Annotated in this window: 13 protein-coding genes; 8 read left to right on the top strand and 5 right to left on the bottom strand. The window is 30.1% G+C overall.

What is annotated here, in order from left to right:
• The first annotated feature begins 645 nt into the window (after positions 1 to 645).
• From NNL09_RS20465 to NNL09_RS20435, 7 genes are all read left to right on the top strand, one after another.
• Complete coding sequence (locus NNL09_RS20465; protein WP_196910102.1) at positions 646 to 849, top strand: helix-turn-helix domain-containing protein; 204 nt, start codon at positions 646 to 648, stop codon at positions 847 to 849.
• Positions 846 to 3,176 (top strand): ATP-binding protein, encoded by a 2,331-nt coding sequence (locus NNL09_RS20460; protein ID WP_196910103.1) that lies wholly within the window; start codon positions 846 to 848, stop codon positions 3,174 to 3,176. The genes NNL09_RS20465 and NNL09_RS20460 overlap by 4 nt, the downstream gene beginning before the upstream one ends.
• Before the next feature lie 3 nt (positions 3,177 to 3,179).
• Positions 3,180 to 3,842 carry a hypothetical protein gene (locus NNL09_RS20455; protein WP_196910104.1) on the top strand — a complete coding sequence of 221 codons (663 nt, stop codon included), beginning with the start codon at positions 3,180 to 3,182 and terminating at the stop codon, positions 3,840 to 3,842.
• Positions 3,843 to 4,490, top strand: a complete 648-nt coding sequence (locus NNL09_RS20450) for an HNH endonuclease (RefSeq protein ID WP_196910105.1) — start codon at positions 3,843 to 3,845, stop codon at positions 4,488 to 4,490.
• Positions 4,491 to 6,200, top strand: coding sequence for an Eco57I restriction-modification methylase domain-containing protein (locus tag NNL09_RS20445; RefSeq protein ID WP_196910106.1), 1,710 nt, complete (start codon positions 4,491 to 4,493; stop codon positions 6,198 to 6,200).
• A 4-nt stretch (positions 6,201 to 6,204) separates the two neighbouring features.
• Positions 6,205 to 6,813 (top strand): HNH endonuclease, encoded by a 609-nt coding sequence (locus NNL09_RS20440; RefSeq protein ID WP_196910107.1) that lies wholly within the window; start codon positions 6,205 to 6,207, stop codon positions 6,811 to 6,813.
• A gap of 1,046 nt (positions 6,814 to 7,859) precedes the next feature.
• Positions 7,860 to 10,763, top strand: coding sequence for an NACHT domain-containing NTPase (locus NNL09_RS20435; RefSeq protein WP_196910108.1), 2,904 nt, complete (start codon positions 7,860 to 7,862; stop codon positions 10,761 to 10,763).
• Between the two features lie 766 nt (positions 10,764 to 11,529).
• Here NNL09_RS20435 and NNL09_RS20430 read toward each other — a convergent pair.
• Together NNL09_RS20430 and NNL09_RS20425 are read right to left on the bottom strand one after the other, a co-directional pair.
• Positions 11,530 to 12,111, bottom strand: coding sequence for a DUF4251 domain-containing protein (locus tag NNL09_RS20430; RefSeq protein ID WP_196910109.1), 582 nt, complete (start codon positions 12,109 to 12,111; stop codon positions 11,530 to 11,532).
• Between the two features lie 118 nt (positions 12,112 to 12,229).
• Positions 12,230 to 12,808, bottom strand: a complete 579-nt coding sequence (locus NNL09_RS20425) for a hypothetical protein (RefSeq protein WP_025663935.1) — start codon at positions 12,806 to 12,808, stop codon at positions 12,230 to 12,232.
• A 125-nt stretch (positions 12,809 to 12,933) separates the two neighbouring features.
• Between NNL09_RS20425 and NNL09_RS20420 the strand changes: the two genes are divergently transcribed.
• Positions 12,934 to 14,142, top strand: a complete 1,209-nt coding sequence (locus NNL09_RS20420; protein WP_196910110.1) for a multidrug effflux MFS transporter — start codon at positions 12,934 to 12,936, stop codon at positions 14,140 to 14,142.
• 28 nt (positions 14,143 to 14,170) lie between these two features.
• Here NNL09_RS20420 and NNL09_RS20415 read toward each other — a convergent pair whose 3' ends face one another.
• The 3 genes from NNL09_RS20415 to NNL09_RS20405 all read right to left on the bottom strand — a co-directional run bounded on the left by NNL09_RS20415 (position 14,171) and on the right by NNL09_RS20405 (position 15,892).
• Complete coding sequence (locus NNL09_RS20415) at positions 14,171 to 14,329, bottom strand: hypothetical protein (protein WP_160170047.1); 159 nt, start codon at positions 14,327 to 14,329, stop codon at positions 14,171 to 14,173.
• Between the two features lie 137 nt (positions 14,330 to 14,466).
• A complete protein-coding gene (locus tag NNL09_RS20410; protein WP_025663933.1) occupies positions 14,467 to 14,727 on the bottom strand; it encodes a carboxypeptidase-like regulatory domain-containing protein in 261 nt (86 codons plus the stop codon).
• Positions 14,728 to 14,800: 73 nt separating this feature from the next.
• Positions 14,801 to 15,892, bottom strand: a complete 1,092-nt coding sequence (locus NNL09_RS20405) for a serine protease (RefSeq protein ID WP_152538258.1) — start codon at positions 15,890 to 15,892, stop codon at positions 14,801 to 14,803.
• Between the last annotated feature and the right edge of the window lie 211 nt (positions 15,893 to 16,103).

Here is a 16,103-nt window from a genome sequence, read left to right as displayed (position 1 = left end):
TAAATTACTATGGTTTAAAAATATTTGTACCCTATACTCAAGTGTACAAAAAGTAAAGTTCTGTTTTTATGGTGTCATTATAGCTACAGTTGGATAACGCATTTGCGCAAATTACTTTTTACATAATTACTAGCGTTATACAGCTAAAGCTCTAGAACTGTAATTTAATGACCCCAGTAGCTACGATCACTATGAAACTACAATCACTGTGGGATATTTTACATAGTATTACATTATAGCTACTAATGAAACTTAACGTTGAGCAAATTGGCTTTTACATAATTGCAGATATAGCGACACCACCAGGTGTTCTATATCGTCAGCAATTATGTAAAAGCCAATTTGCTTCAATAAATACATTTGTACTATAATGTTCTGCGTTATGTAACTTTGCTTGGGTAAAAAGCTGTTACAAGCAATATCTTTTTTTGATTTTTTTCTTCTCAAAAGTTTCTTTAAAAATGTAATGGAATACGCTTTGCCCGTAGCGACGTGGCCCCTGAGCTTGTCGAAGGGATAGGAGAGTAGGGGAATGTGTATGGAATGGCTTAATTTCTCAATGTTGATAATTATACAATTTAAGTCTCTATAAATATCTCATTAATCAAGATATTATTTTACATTTATGATGTAAAGTAAATTCAAATGAACCGTATAAAAGAAGTTCTAGAAGATAAAGGCATTAAACAAACCTGGTTATCAGAAAAACTAGGTAAAAGCTATAATATGGTTAATTCTTATGTTCAAAATAGAACGCAACCTAGTTTGGAGGTATTAAATCAAGTTGCTGAAATATTAGATGTTGATGTTAAAGAACTTATTGTTTCAAAATCAAAGTTCAAATCATGAAGACAGAAGATAAAATAAAAAAAGAACTAGAAGCAGTACTAAAAGCAGAAGAAGTTGATTTTCAACAATTTTTAGAACTAACTTCTGACTTCATAAGTTATGATAATAAACACCTACGATTTAGAACTGACGCGGGTACTATTGCACATTTAGGTAGGGATAGCATTAAAGATCATACAACTGCGATTATTGAACTTGTTAAAAATGGTTACGATGCTGATGCTGAAAAAGTTGATATAGACATTATCGTAGACGGAGATGCCAGTTATATTAGAATTGCTGATTCTGGAAGCGGAATGACTGAAGATGAAGTTATAAATAACTGGTTAAGAATTGGTTTTTCAACTAAAAGAATTAATAAAAAGACAAAAAAAAATAGAAGAAAAACAGGTGAAAAAGGTATTGGTAGACTATCAGCGGATAGACTTGGATCAACAATTAATTTGATAACAAAATCAGAAGAAGCAGATGTTTTTGGATTGGAAATCAATTGGGATGATTTTAATAAACAAGGAGTAGATTTATTATTAATTCCATTTAATAAAATTGAATCACCTGAGGTTAATTTACCTGAAGAAAGCAAAACTGGAACAGAAATTATAATAAGAAATTTAAGAAATAATTGGAGCGACTCTGACTTCAAAAGATTATATGAGGAACTGTCAATTTTGACATCTCCTTTTAAAGTAATCAAAGATTTCTTAGTTACGATAAATACAAATATCAAGACAGAATACAAAGGAGAAGTTAAGCCAAAAGAGCATTTAGAACCTGAAGTAAAATTAAATGTCTATTATGATGGTGAAGGTGACGAAATATCTTATTTCATAAGTGATAAATATGGGTTTGGTGATCCGAAGAAAGAGAAAAAAATCCCTTGGAAATTACTATCACAAAAAACAAATAAAAAAACAGAACAAGGTGGATATCTTAATGACTTTAAAAGTTTCGATATTAGTGATAAAAAACCTACTTGTGGACCTGTAATGTTTGATCTTATGTTTTATCCACGTGAATCTGGATTAGTTAAAGGAACTGGATTTACTTTAAAACAATTGCGTGAATATTTAGAATATAATGGTGGAGTTAAAATATATAGAGATAATGTAAGTGTTAAGCCATATGGCTTTTCTGGTAAAGATGGAGAAGACTGGCTTAACTTAGGTGGTCGTCAGGCACAAAACCCAGCCGGAATTGGTAGACAAGACTGGATGGTGAAAAATAACCAAATGCTTGGTGCCATATATATTAATAGAGATGAAAATCAAAAATTAGAAGATAGCGCAGCAAGAGAAGGATTAGTTCATAATGAAGCATATTTTGATCTCAGAGCGCTTGTTCTATGTGGAGTTAGACTATTAGAATTACATAGACATAATATTCATAAAGAAATTGATAAAGGCAATCAGAAAACTCCAAGGAAATCTTACAAAAAAATATTAGACGATTACAAAGAAGAGCTTTCAAAATTAAAAGAAGAACTTTCTGAATTAAGTAAAAAAGCTGAAGAAAACAACCATATATATGTTTTGGATGCTTCAAAATCAGTTGATGCTGTGCTTGTTAAAACGGAATCTACGGAAAAAACTATTGAAGAAATTTTAAACAAAAATAGAACTTTAGGAGGTCTAGCTACGATTGGCATTGCATCAGCTGTTTTTGGGCATGAAACTCAAATGTCAATTTCTCAATTCAAAATGGCAAATGAGGAAGCTATTGAATCGCTAAATGAAGTGCCTCCGAATTTAGATGAAGCACTTGAGGAACTTGAAAGCGCTAAACATTATTCGACACATGTATCAAAATGGGGCTCCTTCGCTTTAACAAGAATAAAAAGAGATAAGCGAAAGAGAAAGCAAACAGATATTAAAGCCCTTTTGAATAATACAATTGATGAAATGAATACTGCATTTAAAGCAAGAGGGATTAAAGTTTCAACTGATATGGAAGATGTGTCAGCCAAAACATTTCCAATGGATATTGAAACAATAATAATTAATCTATTGACTAACTCTTATTCAGCTTGTTTGCATAATGATCAAAAAAGAGAAATAAAAGTTGAATTAAAAAATGTTTTAAAAGGCAAACAAGATGGATTTGAGATAGTAGTTTCTGACTCAGGAAATGGAGTTCATGAAGATTTTAGAGAGATTATTTGGGAAGCTCTTCATACAACAAAAACTGATAGTAAAGGAAATGAAATCGGAACTGGTTTAGGACTCACAATTGTACAATCAATAATTGATGACTTAGATGGCAGTAGAGAAGTTGAGAATGATAAAAAATTAAAAGGAGCAAGATTTACAATTTGGCTACCAAAAAAATAAATTATGGCGTTAGTAGCAGTAATAGACGATAGAAAGGATGTAAGAAAGCGATTAGCTAAACAATTCAAAAGATATCTTAAGAATGAAGGAATCGCATGGGATGTAGATCACTTTGAACCTTTAGAACAAAAAACAGATTATCCAAATTGGATTTCTCATAATAAGGTAATCATATTGATAGTTGATGAAAGATTAAAAGAGGCTGAAAAAGATGGTGGAGGTTTTACAAATTATGATGGACACGATCTTGTAAAAGTTGTTAGAAATACGAATAAGCAACTACCTATTTATGTTGTTTCAGCTCATGCTGATGATCCAGCACTTGTGGATAATGATGGAGAGTTTGAAGGTGTTATCCAAAGAGATAAGTTCAAAGAAAGTGACAGTGCAAATCAACAATTCAAAAAGTTCGTAAGAGTAACTCAAACTTATTTTGAAAATTTCAATAAAGAATACTTTAGGTTAGCTGAGTTATCCGAATTAATAGCCCTAAACAAAGCCTCAGAGGAAGAAAAATATGAACTAAAAGCTCTACAAGTTAAATTACAAATACCTCTTTCTAACTTCATTTCTAAAGATAGACAAGACTGGATAGAAGAGTTAGAGATGAAAACTAAAGAATTAGAAGATTTATCAAATAAAATAGAAGATTACTTGAAAGAATAGATGAAGTACACTGTTATAGCAAAAGAAGATTCGGTAATTCCAGATAAAGTATCAAAATATGGTGATTACAAGCCGTATTTAAGGAGAGAAGCAAAGGAAAAATGCGTTTATTGTGCGATTCATGAAAATCCTATTGGAGGAAGTGATCATTTTCATGTTGAACATTATAGACCAAAATCTTTAAAGCAATTTGCTAAGTTAATTAAGGACTATAATAATTTGTTCTACGCTTGCGCAATTTGCAATAGGTTTAAAAGTAATGATTGGCCTAACGACCCAAGTGATGATCATTCAGTTATTTCATATCCTGACCCTAATCAAATAGATTATAATGACCTTTTTGAAATTGAAGAAAATGGGTTAATTTCTGGAAAATATGTAGCCTCTAAATATGTTATAGAGAAGGTTTTTTTGAATAGACCACAATTAATAAATGAAAGAAGAGAAAATTTCATCAGAGAAACATATATAAATGAAGCAAATAGAATGAAAGCTCTTAGTGAACAGCTTTTAACTAAAAAGGATAATCCTAAGACAGCTGAATTATTAGTTGCAGTAAATAAAAAAATCATTGAAATAAGTAATCTGTTAAACGAAGACAAAAAAATTTCTAGATATGAACCTAGAGAAATAAAGAGAAATAAATAGGTGCTAAACAAAAAAGAAACAGGATCATACTACACTCCAACAACTCTTTCAAGGTTTTTGGCTAGACATATTGTGCAAAAATATTTGAGAGTCAATGATATTTCAATTTTAGAGCCAAGTTGTGGTGATGGACAATTCATATCCTCATTGTTTGATTCTTTGGATTTAAATACTACAGATAGTATTTCTATTGATTTATTTGATATAGATAAAAAAGAATTAAATAACGCAAAAGCATTAATTCCAAGTTCAAATAAGATAAAAAAAGGTATTTATCATCAAGATTATTTAAAATATCATTTAGATAATAATAAAAAATATTCCCTAATTATAGGGAATCCTCCTTATATAAAGAGAAAGAATCTTCAAAAGTTACAACTAAAAAGTTGTGATGAAGTTCACGAAACATTTAAAGATTCAAATAAGCTGATTACTTCCAATGGAAAAATTAATAATATTTGGATTGCTTTTGTAGAAGCTGCGATCATGAGTTTAAAGCAAAATGGTATACTTTGCTTTGTAATTCCATCAGAAGTTTTACAGGTTAAATATGCAAAAGAATTAAGAGCTTTAATCATTGATGAGTTTGACAGAGTAGAAGTGTTTGCTTTTAATGAATTAATTTTTGAAGGGATACAGCAAGATGTTATAGTATTAATTGGAGTTAAAGGGATTGAAAATATCAATGAACATGGTTTTTCCTTTTATCAAGTTGATGAGTTAGAAGATTTGAATGAACCAAGATTCACAGAAAAGCATAATAATATTCATAGAACGACACTTGATAAATGGACAAATTATATTCTAACAGATGAGGAGTTAGATTTTATTGATGAGAAAAGAAGTGAATATAGTTCAATTAGTGGTTATTGTGATAAAGCGCAAGTTGGAATTGTTTCTGCAGCAAATGATTATTTTATTCTTACAGATAAAGAATTAAAACAAAATGAATTAACAAGATTTAGAAGTGTAATAAAACCAATTCTACCAAAAGGAGCTTTGGTTCCAAATGTTGCTAATTTCACAAATTTAGATTTCAATCTTTTAAAAGCTAATGACGTTAAAGTAAACTTTTTACTTTTTCCAAATCTGCCAAAAACTGAATTAAATCAAAAAATAATTAATTATTTAAATAAAGGAGAGGAGAAAAAAGAAGACAATTCTGGTGAGCTACATAAAAGATATAAAATGACTTTAAGAGATAATTGGTATCATGTTCCAAGTACTTGGGTATCTGAGGGGCTTTTTGTTAAAAGGTGTCATAAATATCCAAAGATATTTGTTAATGAAGCTAATAGTCTTGCTACGGATTCCTTTTATAGAATAATAACTAAAAATCAGTATAATATTCGAAATTTAGTATTTTCATTTTATAACTCTTTGACATTTGTTTTAGCAGAATTAGAGGGAAGGTTTTATGGAGGTGGAGTTCTTGAATTAACACCAAATGAATTCAAGGAATTATCAATTCCTTATAACGATAATATTACAGATGAGGAATTCAATACATTAGATGAAATGCTTCGTAATGATATAGATATCGAAAATATTTTAGCTTTCACAAATTCAATTTTAATTCCTGATTTGGACACAATAAAACTAGAAAGAATTAGAATTAAATTGGTGAATCGAAGATTAAAAGAAAGTGAATCTAATGAAAGTAAAGTAAAAACTATTATTCAAAAGGAAATTGAAATAATTTCAGCTTAATTATATGAGTAAATGGACAGATGATATTTCGAATGCTCTAGTACAGTTAGGTGGTCTGAGCCACTATTCAGATTTATATTCCAAGATTGAAGAGATTCGAGAAGAAAATTTATCAGAAAACTGGAAAGCTGTTGTAAGAAGAACAATTCAACAACATTCTTCTGATTCTGAATCTTTTTTAAATAAAGAAGATCTTTTTTATACCATAAGTGGAATTGGCTCTGGAGTTTGGGGGTTAAGAAATTATATTCCCCAAGAAAAAAATGTTGATTTAACTGAAGATGATATCACATTTCCTGAAGGTAAGAAAGTTTTAAGAAAGCATATTCTATTTGAAAGAAACCCTAAATTGATGATTGAAGCGAAGAGACGTTTTAAAGAACTAAATGGGAAATTATTTTGTGAAATATGTGATTTTGATTTTGAAAAGATATATGGTAAAATAGGAGAGGACTTTATTGAAGGTCATCATACTATACCTGTTTCAGAAATGAAGGAAGGAGATAAAACCAAAATCGAAGATATTGTTATGGTATGTTCTAATTGTCATAAAATGATTCATAGAAAAAGACCTTGGTTAACACAAGAGAAAATCAAACAATTGCTTAGATAAATTATCAAACCAATAACATTATGTAAAATAGAACTTCAATTTTTGTAACGGCCTCAGAAAACTTTGGTTAAAACAATAGGTGAAAGAGCGTCTATATTTTAGAGGGCTAGCAAATACATATTCTAAATAAACGTGAAGTTTAAAGCGAGTTCTAAATAATCTTAATGAGTTCCAATGTTTTCTAAAATATAGCGATTGAGCCGTAATTGTTTCCAAAGTTTTCTGCAGCCTTGATTTTTTTGTTTCTTTTTGTATCAAGACAAAAAGATATGTAGACCTTTAGAATGTTTAATCTGTGTTCTGTGGTTAGCATGTGCATAGAAATTACCTCGTCAGAGTAATTTTATGCTTATGCGGCAACTTCACGAGAATCGCATAAAAACTTTTAACACGTATATTTTATCATATACGCGATTTATAAGCTAGCTAAAAGTTTTGCTTTTTTTGGTGTGGCCAAGCGATGGCAAATTGTGTGTAGAGAAAAATGCATTGAGCATTTTTATTTACAAAACAATAAAGCGGTTGGGCGCGGCAATTTTACATAACGGCAAATTATAGCTACAAATGTCAAACGTGAGGTTTAATCATAAACGCCTTAAAATAGTTTTAATGACCCAAGTAGCTACGATTACTATGAAATAGAATTATCCTGGGATATTTTACATAGTATTACATTATAGCTACGGATGTAACAGGCGTGTCGCAAATTGACTTTTACATAATTGCTGTCGATATAAAACACTGGCGTGTTGTTATATCTGCAATTATGTAAAATGCAAGCATCCGCCAATTTGCTACAATATACATTTGTACTATAATGTTCTGCGTTATGTAACTTGAGCTTTGGTTAAAAGCGAAAGTTGTTACTACAGTTTCTTTAAAAAATTTTATTCTAAAAAGTTTCTTCTACAATGTTAATGGAACACTTTTTATGCGACGACGTAGGAGGGAAGCGTAATGTGTGTGGAATGGAATTAATTAAATTAATTGCTTTTTTTTAATTCAATAATCATATTTTAGATGGATAATTTCATCGGCATATAAATATGAACAAAAATAGTATCATTGATACAATAGATAAAGTTGGAGACTTATCGAAACTAATAGAAGATTTATTAGTTAAAATGGGGTTGGAAAATGTAAATAGAGTTTCAGAAAATCTAATTGAAGCTACACAAAAAACAGCTCTTAAAAATCAAAAAATTTATTTTTTAATTACTTTAAGTGAATTGAATGGTAAAGTTGAAGTTCTTGATGAAAGAATCAAAAAAATCAATTCTAAATATGACCAATTATATGTTGTTACTTCAAATGGTAAACTCTCAAATTATTTTAAGGATTGGTTAAATGATGAAAATCCAAAGGCAGTAATTGAATATTGGAGTAAAAAAGAAGTAATTGATAATATAAACGATTATTATGAAGACTATTGGTCACATAATGATACGTTTTTAAAACCGTATGAAATTAGTTTTAATGATTCAATTCAAGCAGATAAACATCTAAAAAGTTTATTAAAATTAGATGATAAATATGATAAATTATTAGAAATATTTATTGAACCAAAATTATATATATACAAAGAAGATTCTGAAACAGAAACATTAACAAAAAGTAGAGTAAACAAAGATAAAATTGTAAAGTCTGGTAATTATATCCTTTCAGGAGAAGCTGGTACAGGAAAAAGTACATTGCTCAAAGAAATAGGGAAGGAGCTTATTGAGAAAAATAAAGAATTAATTTTTAAGAATATACCTGTATTAATTAAAGCTAGTAGTATTCTTGAATCAAAGTTTGATATTAAAACTATTTTAGATAAAGAGTTACTTAAAATATATAAAGAATTTGATATCGAACGAATTTACAATGAGTATCAAATAATTTTGATAATTGACTCTATTGATGAATTTGAACGAGATAACCAATTGAAGGTTCTGAATGAAATTCATGGCTTAAAAGAAGATTTTGGAATTCGTTTTATTATAGGAACAAGAAATTACGATTATCTGGTAGAAGGTTTTGAATTAAATGACCACATAAGAGTTAACTTAAACAATTTTGACATGAATCAAGTTAAATTGTTTTTGGATAATTTTTTTAGGTTTAATTTAGAAAAATCAGATAAACTATGGGTTACACTACATGATAATAATATACTAGAAAAAATACCAATAACTCCTCTGACTGTATCTCTAATTTCTATACTTTTTGAAGAAAAGCAATATGAAATTCCAGCTACAATAACTGACATATATGATAATTTTAATGTTTTTTTATTAGGAAGAACATCCGTAAAGTCTAGTCTTGAATTTCTTGATATAACAATAAAAGAAAGAATATTATCTATTTATGCGGTTGATATTATTGAGGATCCAAATAATACAAGAAAATCTATTGAAGAGTTTGAATCATCAATTAAAAAATTTTTTAAAGGAAAGAATATAACTATCAAAGATGAAGTCTATCCAGAACTTCTAAAATCATTGACACAAGGGACTGGTGTTTTATATGTAGATGAAAATGGTAAAATAGATTTTAAGCATGACTATTTTATGGAATATTATGCTTCAAGAGAAATTTTTAATCAGAGACGTGATTTAGTACCAACATTAATTGAAAATTTCACAAAATTTAGTTGGCAAAATACCGCAATATTTTTTACTGGTAGGACTAAAGATATGCCAGATTTTTTAAGAGATTTATTGATAAGGGTTGATAAATATACCGAACTAAAGGATGAGTTAATTGCATCTTCGGGTTTAGGATATATTTTACAATCTTTGTGGCTTACAGATTCTGATATAAGAAAAGATGGTGTAATTAAATCATTGGAACTTTTAATAAAAGCTGACCAAGATGTTAAACGACTATCATCAACTTTACCAATATTTAAAAATTTAAGAGATACTGATATTGCATTAATGAATTTCTTTTGGTTCTTCAATCATTTTAATTCTAAAACCCTTGAAGACACATTGAAGCTGGCATTTGACCATTTAAGCGAAGAGTTAGACAAAATTGAGGATACTGGTTTAGCTAGTGATATAGTTAATTTAAAATATAAACTATTTTGTATAGGAGCAACTTTAACATCGGATAAATTTGATAAAAATGACAAATTGGATTTGTTTTATTCAAGAAAAAACACTCTCTCAAATCCAATTTTCGCACTGTTATTTGATAATGGACTTGATATTATTGACCCTAAAAACAAAGATGAATTAAAAGACAGATACAAGTTAAAAAGCCGACTTCAGAAAATGCAACAAGGTATCAAGTATTATCTTGAAAATGGTGTTGATGTTACTAGGTTTACAAGTTTAGAAGCAATTAAGCCTATTAAAAAAGTAGAAATATATACAGAAGGGAAAACTGATGCAGTATATATGATGCAGGCTTTTAAAGCTTTAACAGGAAATACAGAACCTTATTGGAATGTGGAATCATGCGAGATTAAAACTAAAAAAGAAGGTGGTGGAACACATGAATTAGCTAAAACATTAAATAATATAGCTAAAGAAATGGATAATGGAAAATATCAAGATAAAACAATTATTGGTGTTTTTGATAATGATGCCTCTGGACATCAGGAGTTTAATGGTTTTAAAAATGAGGATTATGAAATATTTAAAACAGGAGTTGTAAAAAAACATAAGACAAAAAATATTTATGCCATTATTTTACCAATTCCAGAAGAATTAGCAAAATATAACCAAGCCAAACAAGAGTTTAAGTTTTTCGAAATTGAACATTATTTTGAGGAAGATTTTTTAGATAAAAACAAAATGCTAACTAAATTAGAGATTGATGGCCTTTTTGAAATAACAGGAAGTAAAGGCGGTTTTGCTGATGAAATCAAAACGATTAATGAACCTCAAATATATAAAAGATTCGAAAATTTATTTTTTGTTATTGATGAGATAAATGAAAAAGAAGTTGACTATTTTTAATTCTCTCTTGGCCTCATAAAATTTTGGTAAAACAATAAGGTGAGATGAGCGTGTATATTTTAGTGGTTTAGTAATACAGTTTCTTAAGAATTCCAATTATACAAGGGATTTCAAAGCAATCTTGAAAACAGTTACAATGTTTCCTAAAATATAGCGAATGAGCCGTTAATTGTTTCCAAAATTATATGCAGCCTTGAATTTTTGTTTCTTTTGTTTCAAGACAAAAGATAATGAAAGAATAAAAAAATGGTTAATTAAAGTTCTACATATAACAAGTGTATAGAAATTTTTAAGCAAGGATTAGAGCTAGGGAAAATTTTATACTCTTGTGGCAAACTTACGAGAATCGTCTAAAATTTTTTATTACGTACATTTTATCGAATACGCGATTTTTAATAAGAGTAAAAAGGTTAGCTTTTATTTTGGCGTTGGCAAGCGATGGATAATTGTGTGTAAAATAAATTGCCAGAGCAATTTGATTTTATAAAACAATCGAGCGCTTGGTAGCGGCTATTTTACATAACGGCTAATTATAGATACATAATGTTTTAAAAAACTCTGCGAAGCAAACCGCTTATTAGTTTAATGACCCAAGTTCCAATTATTATAATGAAAACGAATGCTTCTGGGATATTTTACATAATACTACATTATAGCTATCAAATGGATAGACCACTCTTATTAACTAAACAATACATTTGTACTATAATTTATATTATGTAAAATAGAATATTTGAGTGCTGCTCTGCTATTGATTTAGTTCAGATTAATTATTCGATACCGCTGTATGATTCTTATCTTCTAATTTTGATACCATACCTCTATATCGTATCGATGTTCGGTGATTGCTCTGTATCATAATATCACTTCTCAAATTTGAATATAGTGTTATTGATATTCTAAGCCATTCTGTAGAATTCCTAATTTCAAAATTTATGGAGTACCGTTGCTTTTTCTCATTATATGTAACCTTAGTATGTTCTGGTACACCATCAAATTCTATATTGTTATTTTTATTATTAAAACCTGCAGATATTTGACGTTCTCCAAAATATGGTAAATCCACAGAGATACTATCTCCCAGAATTCTAAAATGATTATAATTTCCGATTAGATTTATATTGTTTCCTGTACTTCCTACAGGTAATAATCCGCTATTGGCCAATGCGTTAAAACTACCGCTCGTTACTGGTGATGCCCAATCCGATATAATCTCTAGTTTTTTTTGCGCTACCAATTCATCTAATTCATCTAATGCTTTACTTTGTTCTGTAGATACTACTGGACTTTGTGAACTTCCACAACTCAATAGTAAACAGCTTATAAGTACTAAAAAAAGAGTTTTCATTTTTTATGATAAATATTACTGATTATTGCATCAAATAATATACCATTTTTTTAAATATCAGCACATTTTTTTAACATAAGTTTCAGTGAATCAGGTAGTATATAGAAAATTTTAGTCCCTAAAACCTATACCTTCCTCGCACATACAATAAATTTGGAGTTCCATAATATCCAAACTCCGATGTGCCAAAGTTTAGATTATGATTTACCTCTAAAGAAAAATTAGTATCAAAATCATACCCCATACCATATATAAACTTAGTTTGTAAAGGAACTTCTATATCATGAATATCTACATTTCGTGTAAGTTCTATTTCCAAACCAGAAAAAAAATGAAATTTATTTGTTAATTGTAATTTTCCTCTAATCGGCATTTTAAAAACATCTGCAGAAAGATATGTGTCATTATACCCTTGTAATTCTATAAACAAATTTGAATTTACTTTGTAGTCAATTGTAAAATATGCATGCTGTTCACGACTTGATAGTCCAGAATATGAAAATCCACCAATTGCTAACTTTGATTTCTTATCTACTACTCCATTTGCATCTGTTTCTTTTTCCTGAGCATGTATTTGTTTTCCGGATAAGAAAACAGAACACACGACTCCTACTACAAGTACATAATGCCTTTTTCTAAGTATTCGAAACAGTTTTAACCTTGGTTTGTTATATAGTAAAATGTCACTATTTCTCATAATTAAGTGATGGTATTGGTTAAAAAAGTACGATTCACATAAAAGACTATTAAAAATAGTATAGCGTTACAGAATATAACATTCTGCTTTAAACCTTTGTGGGCCAAATGCATTACTTTTGCCAGATGCAAAAAAATAAGTTCGCCCAGTTTGAATTTGTAACCCTTATGGCATCTCTAATGTCTATCGTAGCTTTGGCTATAGATGCACTTTTACCTGCGTTAGATATTATAGGGATTACTATTGGTACCCGGCAAGTCGCAGACAATCAGTTATTAATAACCATGATTTTTCTGGGTCTTGGTATTGGTCCGTTATTTTTTGGGCCCATATCAGATAGTATAGGTAGAAAACCTGTTGTGTACATGGGGCTATTACTTTTTATTATCGCAAGCTTTATCTGCGTTTTTGCGACAAGCATAGAAATGATGGTATTGGGACGAATTCTGCAAGGTATAGGGTTATCTGCTCCCAGAACCATTGCTATTGCTATGATTCGAGATATTTATAGCGGAGATTATATGGCACGTATCATGTCATTTATTACTGTAGTATTTCTTTTGGTGCCCATTATTGCTCCTGCATTGGGTAAATTTGTATTAGATCATTATGATTGGCAAGCTATATTTTATGTGCAAGTACTATTTAGTATACTAGTTTCTTTTTGGTTTTGGAAAAGACAAGCCGAAACCCTCGAAATATCTAAACGTATAAAATTTACATCTACTATTTTTATAGATGGCCTAAAGGAATTAATGCAATACAAAACGACCATTGGCTATACCCTTATTTCGGGCTTTATTGTGGGTTCTTTTATGGTATATCTAAGTACTTCTCAACAAGTTTTTGAGCAGCAATATCAATTAAAAGAAGAGTTTCCGTATATATTTGGTCTTTTGGCAATCTCTATAGGTTCTGCTATTTTCTTAAACGGAACACTAGTTTTAAAATATGGTATGGAGAAATTGGTTACCACTTCTCTACTCGCATTTTTTGCAATTTCACTTTTATATATTGTATTGTTTTATAATTCTTCAAATCCAAGCGTAGGTATATTATTGCTATTCTTCGGAATGCAATTTTTTGCTATTGGTTTTTTATTTGGAAATTTAAGGGCGTTGGCCATGCAACCTATTGGTCATATTGCGGGGATAGGTGCTGCAATCACAGGTTTTGTTTCAACTATTATGGCGGTTCCTATTAGCACTTATATAGGAAGATTTGTTTTGGGGACTACTCTACCTTTATTTATAGGGTTTTTGGTCTGTGCACTACTTTCAATTGTAATTCTTGTATATTTAAAAGTATCTGTAAAACAACAACGTGCTACTTAATTAATAAAGTGATTACCTATGTGATCAACTATGCATGTTTACGATCTTCAGGTATAGATAGATCACCGTTTCCGGCAATAGCGAATTGGTCTCTCTTTGATCCGTATCCAAAATTAGAAGATCTACGATATTTATTCTGGAAATCTGCGAATCGTCTTTTTCTAGTGGTTTTTTCTTTATTACTCATAGTGGAAAGTTTTAATGAATCACGCGACTAACAATTAATTCTCTTTCTAAGTTATCATTTTTTTTAATTTTAGTCTACTCATTCGTAGTACTTTATATTTATTTTAAGATACGTACGAACAATCCTTCTTTTAGGGTTTAGAGTTCAATAAAAATTTCCTGTTCTTCGTTTGTATTTAATAGGATTGAAATTTTTCTGTTTGCATACCCTTCTGCTATAATGAGTATATCGTATTTTCCTGGAGTTAGATCATTCCAGAAAAAAGCTCCAGTATCATCGGTTACTTGAGCTATATCTACTAATCGTGTCATCCCAGTGATCGTTAAAGTTATCACTGCTTCTTCTACAGGGTTTTTAGATTTTTGATCTACTATTCTTCCTCTAATTGTAGCTGCCATTAGTTTTTATATTTGTTTTTTAAAGAATGAGCATTCTCTCTTATAAAAATGCTCATTCTTTCTGTTTTACTTACTATTTGTATTTGTTTTTCCAGTTTTTAAGATTCTTAAACACGGGTTTTGTAATTCGAGTAGCAGAATTACCCAAAGAATATCCATTGGTATGGATTCCTACAGCATAACGTTTACCATTTTTGATTCGCCATACCGGAGAACCACTTTGCCCTCCTGCAGTATCAATATTATATACTAATGTTCTGGATGTAACTGCTTTAATTTTTCTGGCATGCCACCACTGTGTACCTGCTGGTTTATCCCCAGGATATCCAGAAAGATTTACTTTTAATCCTAATAAATCAAAGAAACCATAGTTTCCATATCCAAAATACCCTACTTTGTTACCATACTTACAGTTTTTGGGAAGTATAATAGCTCCATAGTCATGGCTTCTCTTTTTACTCTTAGTCCACCCTTTAACCGAATGGAAATGAGAAGATTTACATGATCCGTATGGTTTTTTAGCACCATTTCTTCCCGGGATTACTTCGATACTCTTAGCCCAGCCACCATGTTTATGCATATAAACTACATGGCCAGCTGTAATAACTGTTCTGGGGCCGATAAGAAATCCTGTACCAATCCAATTGGTACCATCTTTTGCTTTGATTCTTAAAGAACAGATAGCACGCCAGGGATACTTGGTTGTTCCCTTAATTTGTTTACGATCATCTTTACCGATAACAACTTCTTGCATCATTTTCTTACCACTTTCGCTACGCATTAGCATTGCTGCAGTAGGATCTCCAAACTCAGCGTAATATGCATCCAAAAGATTTTCTTCATCTTCTTCTTCGTTTTCTTGCTCTTCTAATACCGAGTAATCGTACCCCGAAACTTTTTCTAGAGTACCTTCTTCGGTTTGAGAATTTTCTGTGGTACCACTTTCATTACCTTCAAAAGGTGTTTCGAGATCCTCAAAATCCTGATCTCCCCCACTGTTTTCACTACTCACCTCTAAGTAGTCGTTGGCAGATTCTTCTGTTTCCTCTTCCAAGGTATCATCAAATTCTTCAGTTTCTATGATATCTCCTGTTCCTTCAAAAGCCTCTTCGACAACTGTTGTTTCATCAGTAACCTGATCTTCATATATTCCATTTTTCTTCATGATCTGTGTTTTTATAAAATTTGTTATATCAAGAGTTCTCATGCATAGGTTCCCTCTACTTCTTTTTTAAATTGCAATTTTATTAAGAGCAAAAGTATAAATAACTAAAACATTAGTAAAGAGTTAAAAGTCTGTAAATCAAAAGGTTGAATACCTGTTGGTTTTGTAGTTGAATGATGGTATAGAATTGGGGTAAATAAACCCTTGGAAT

It is taken from the genome of Aquimarina sp. EL_43 (assembly GCF_943422735.1).
Classification (GTDB): Bacteria; Bacteroidota; Bacteroidia; order Flavobacteriales; family Flavobacteriaceae; genus Aquimarina; species Aquimarina megaterium.
The sequence above is the reverse complement of the archived record's forward strand: the minus strand, read 5'-3'. Positions and strand labels throughout refer to the sequence as shown.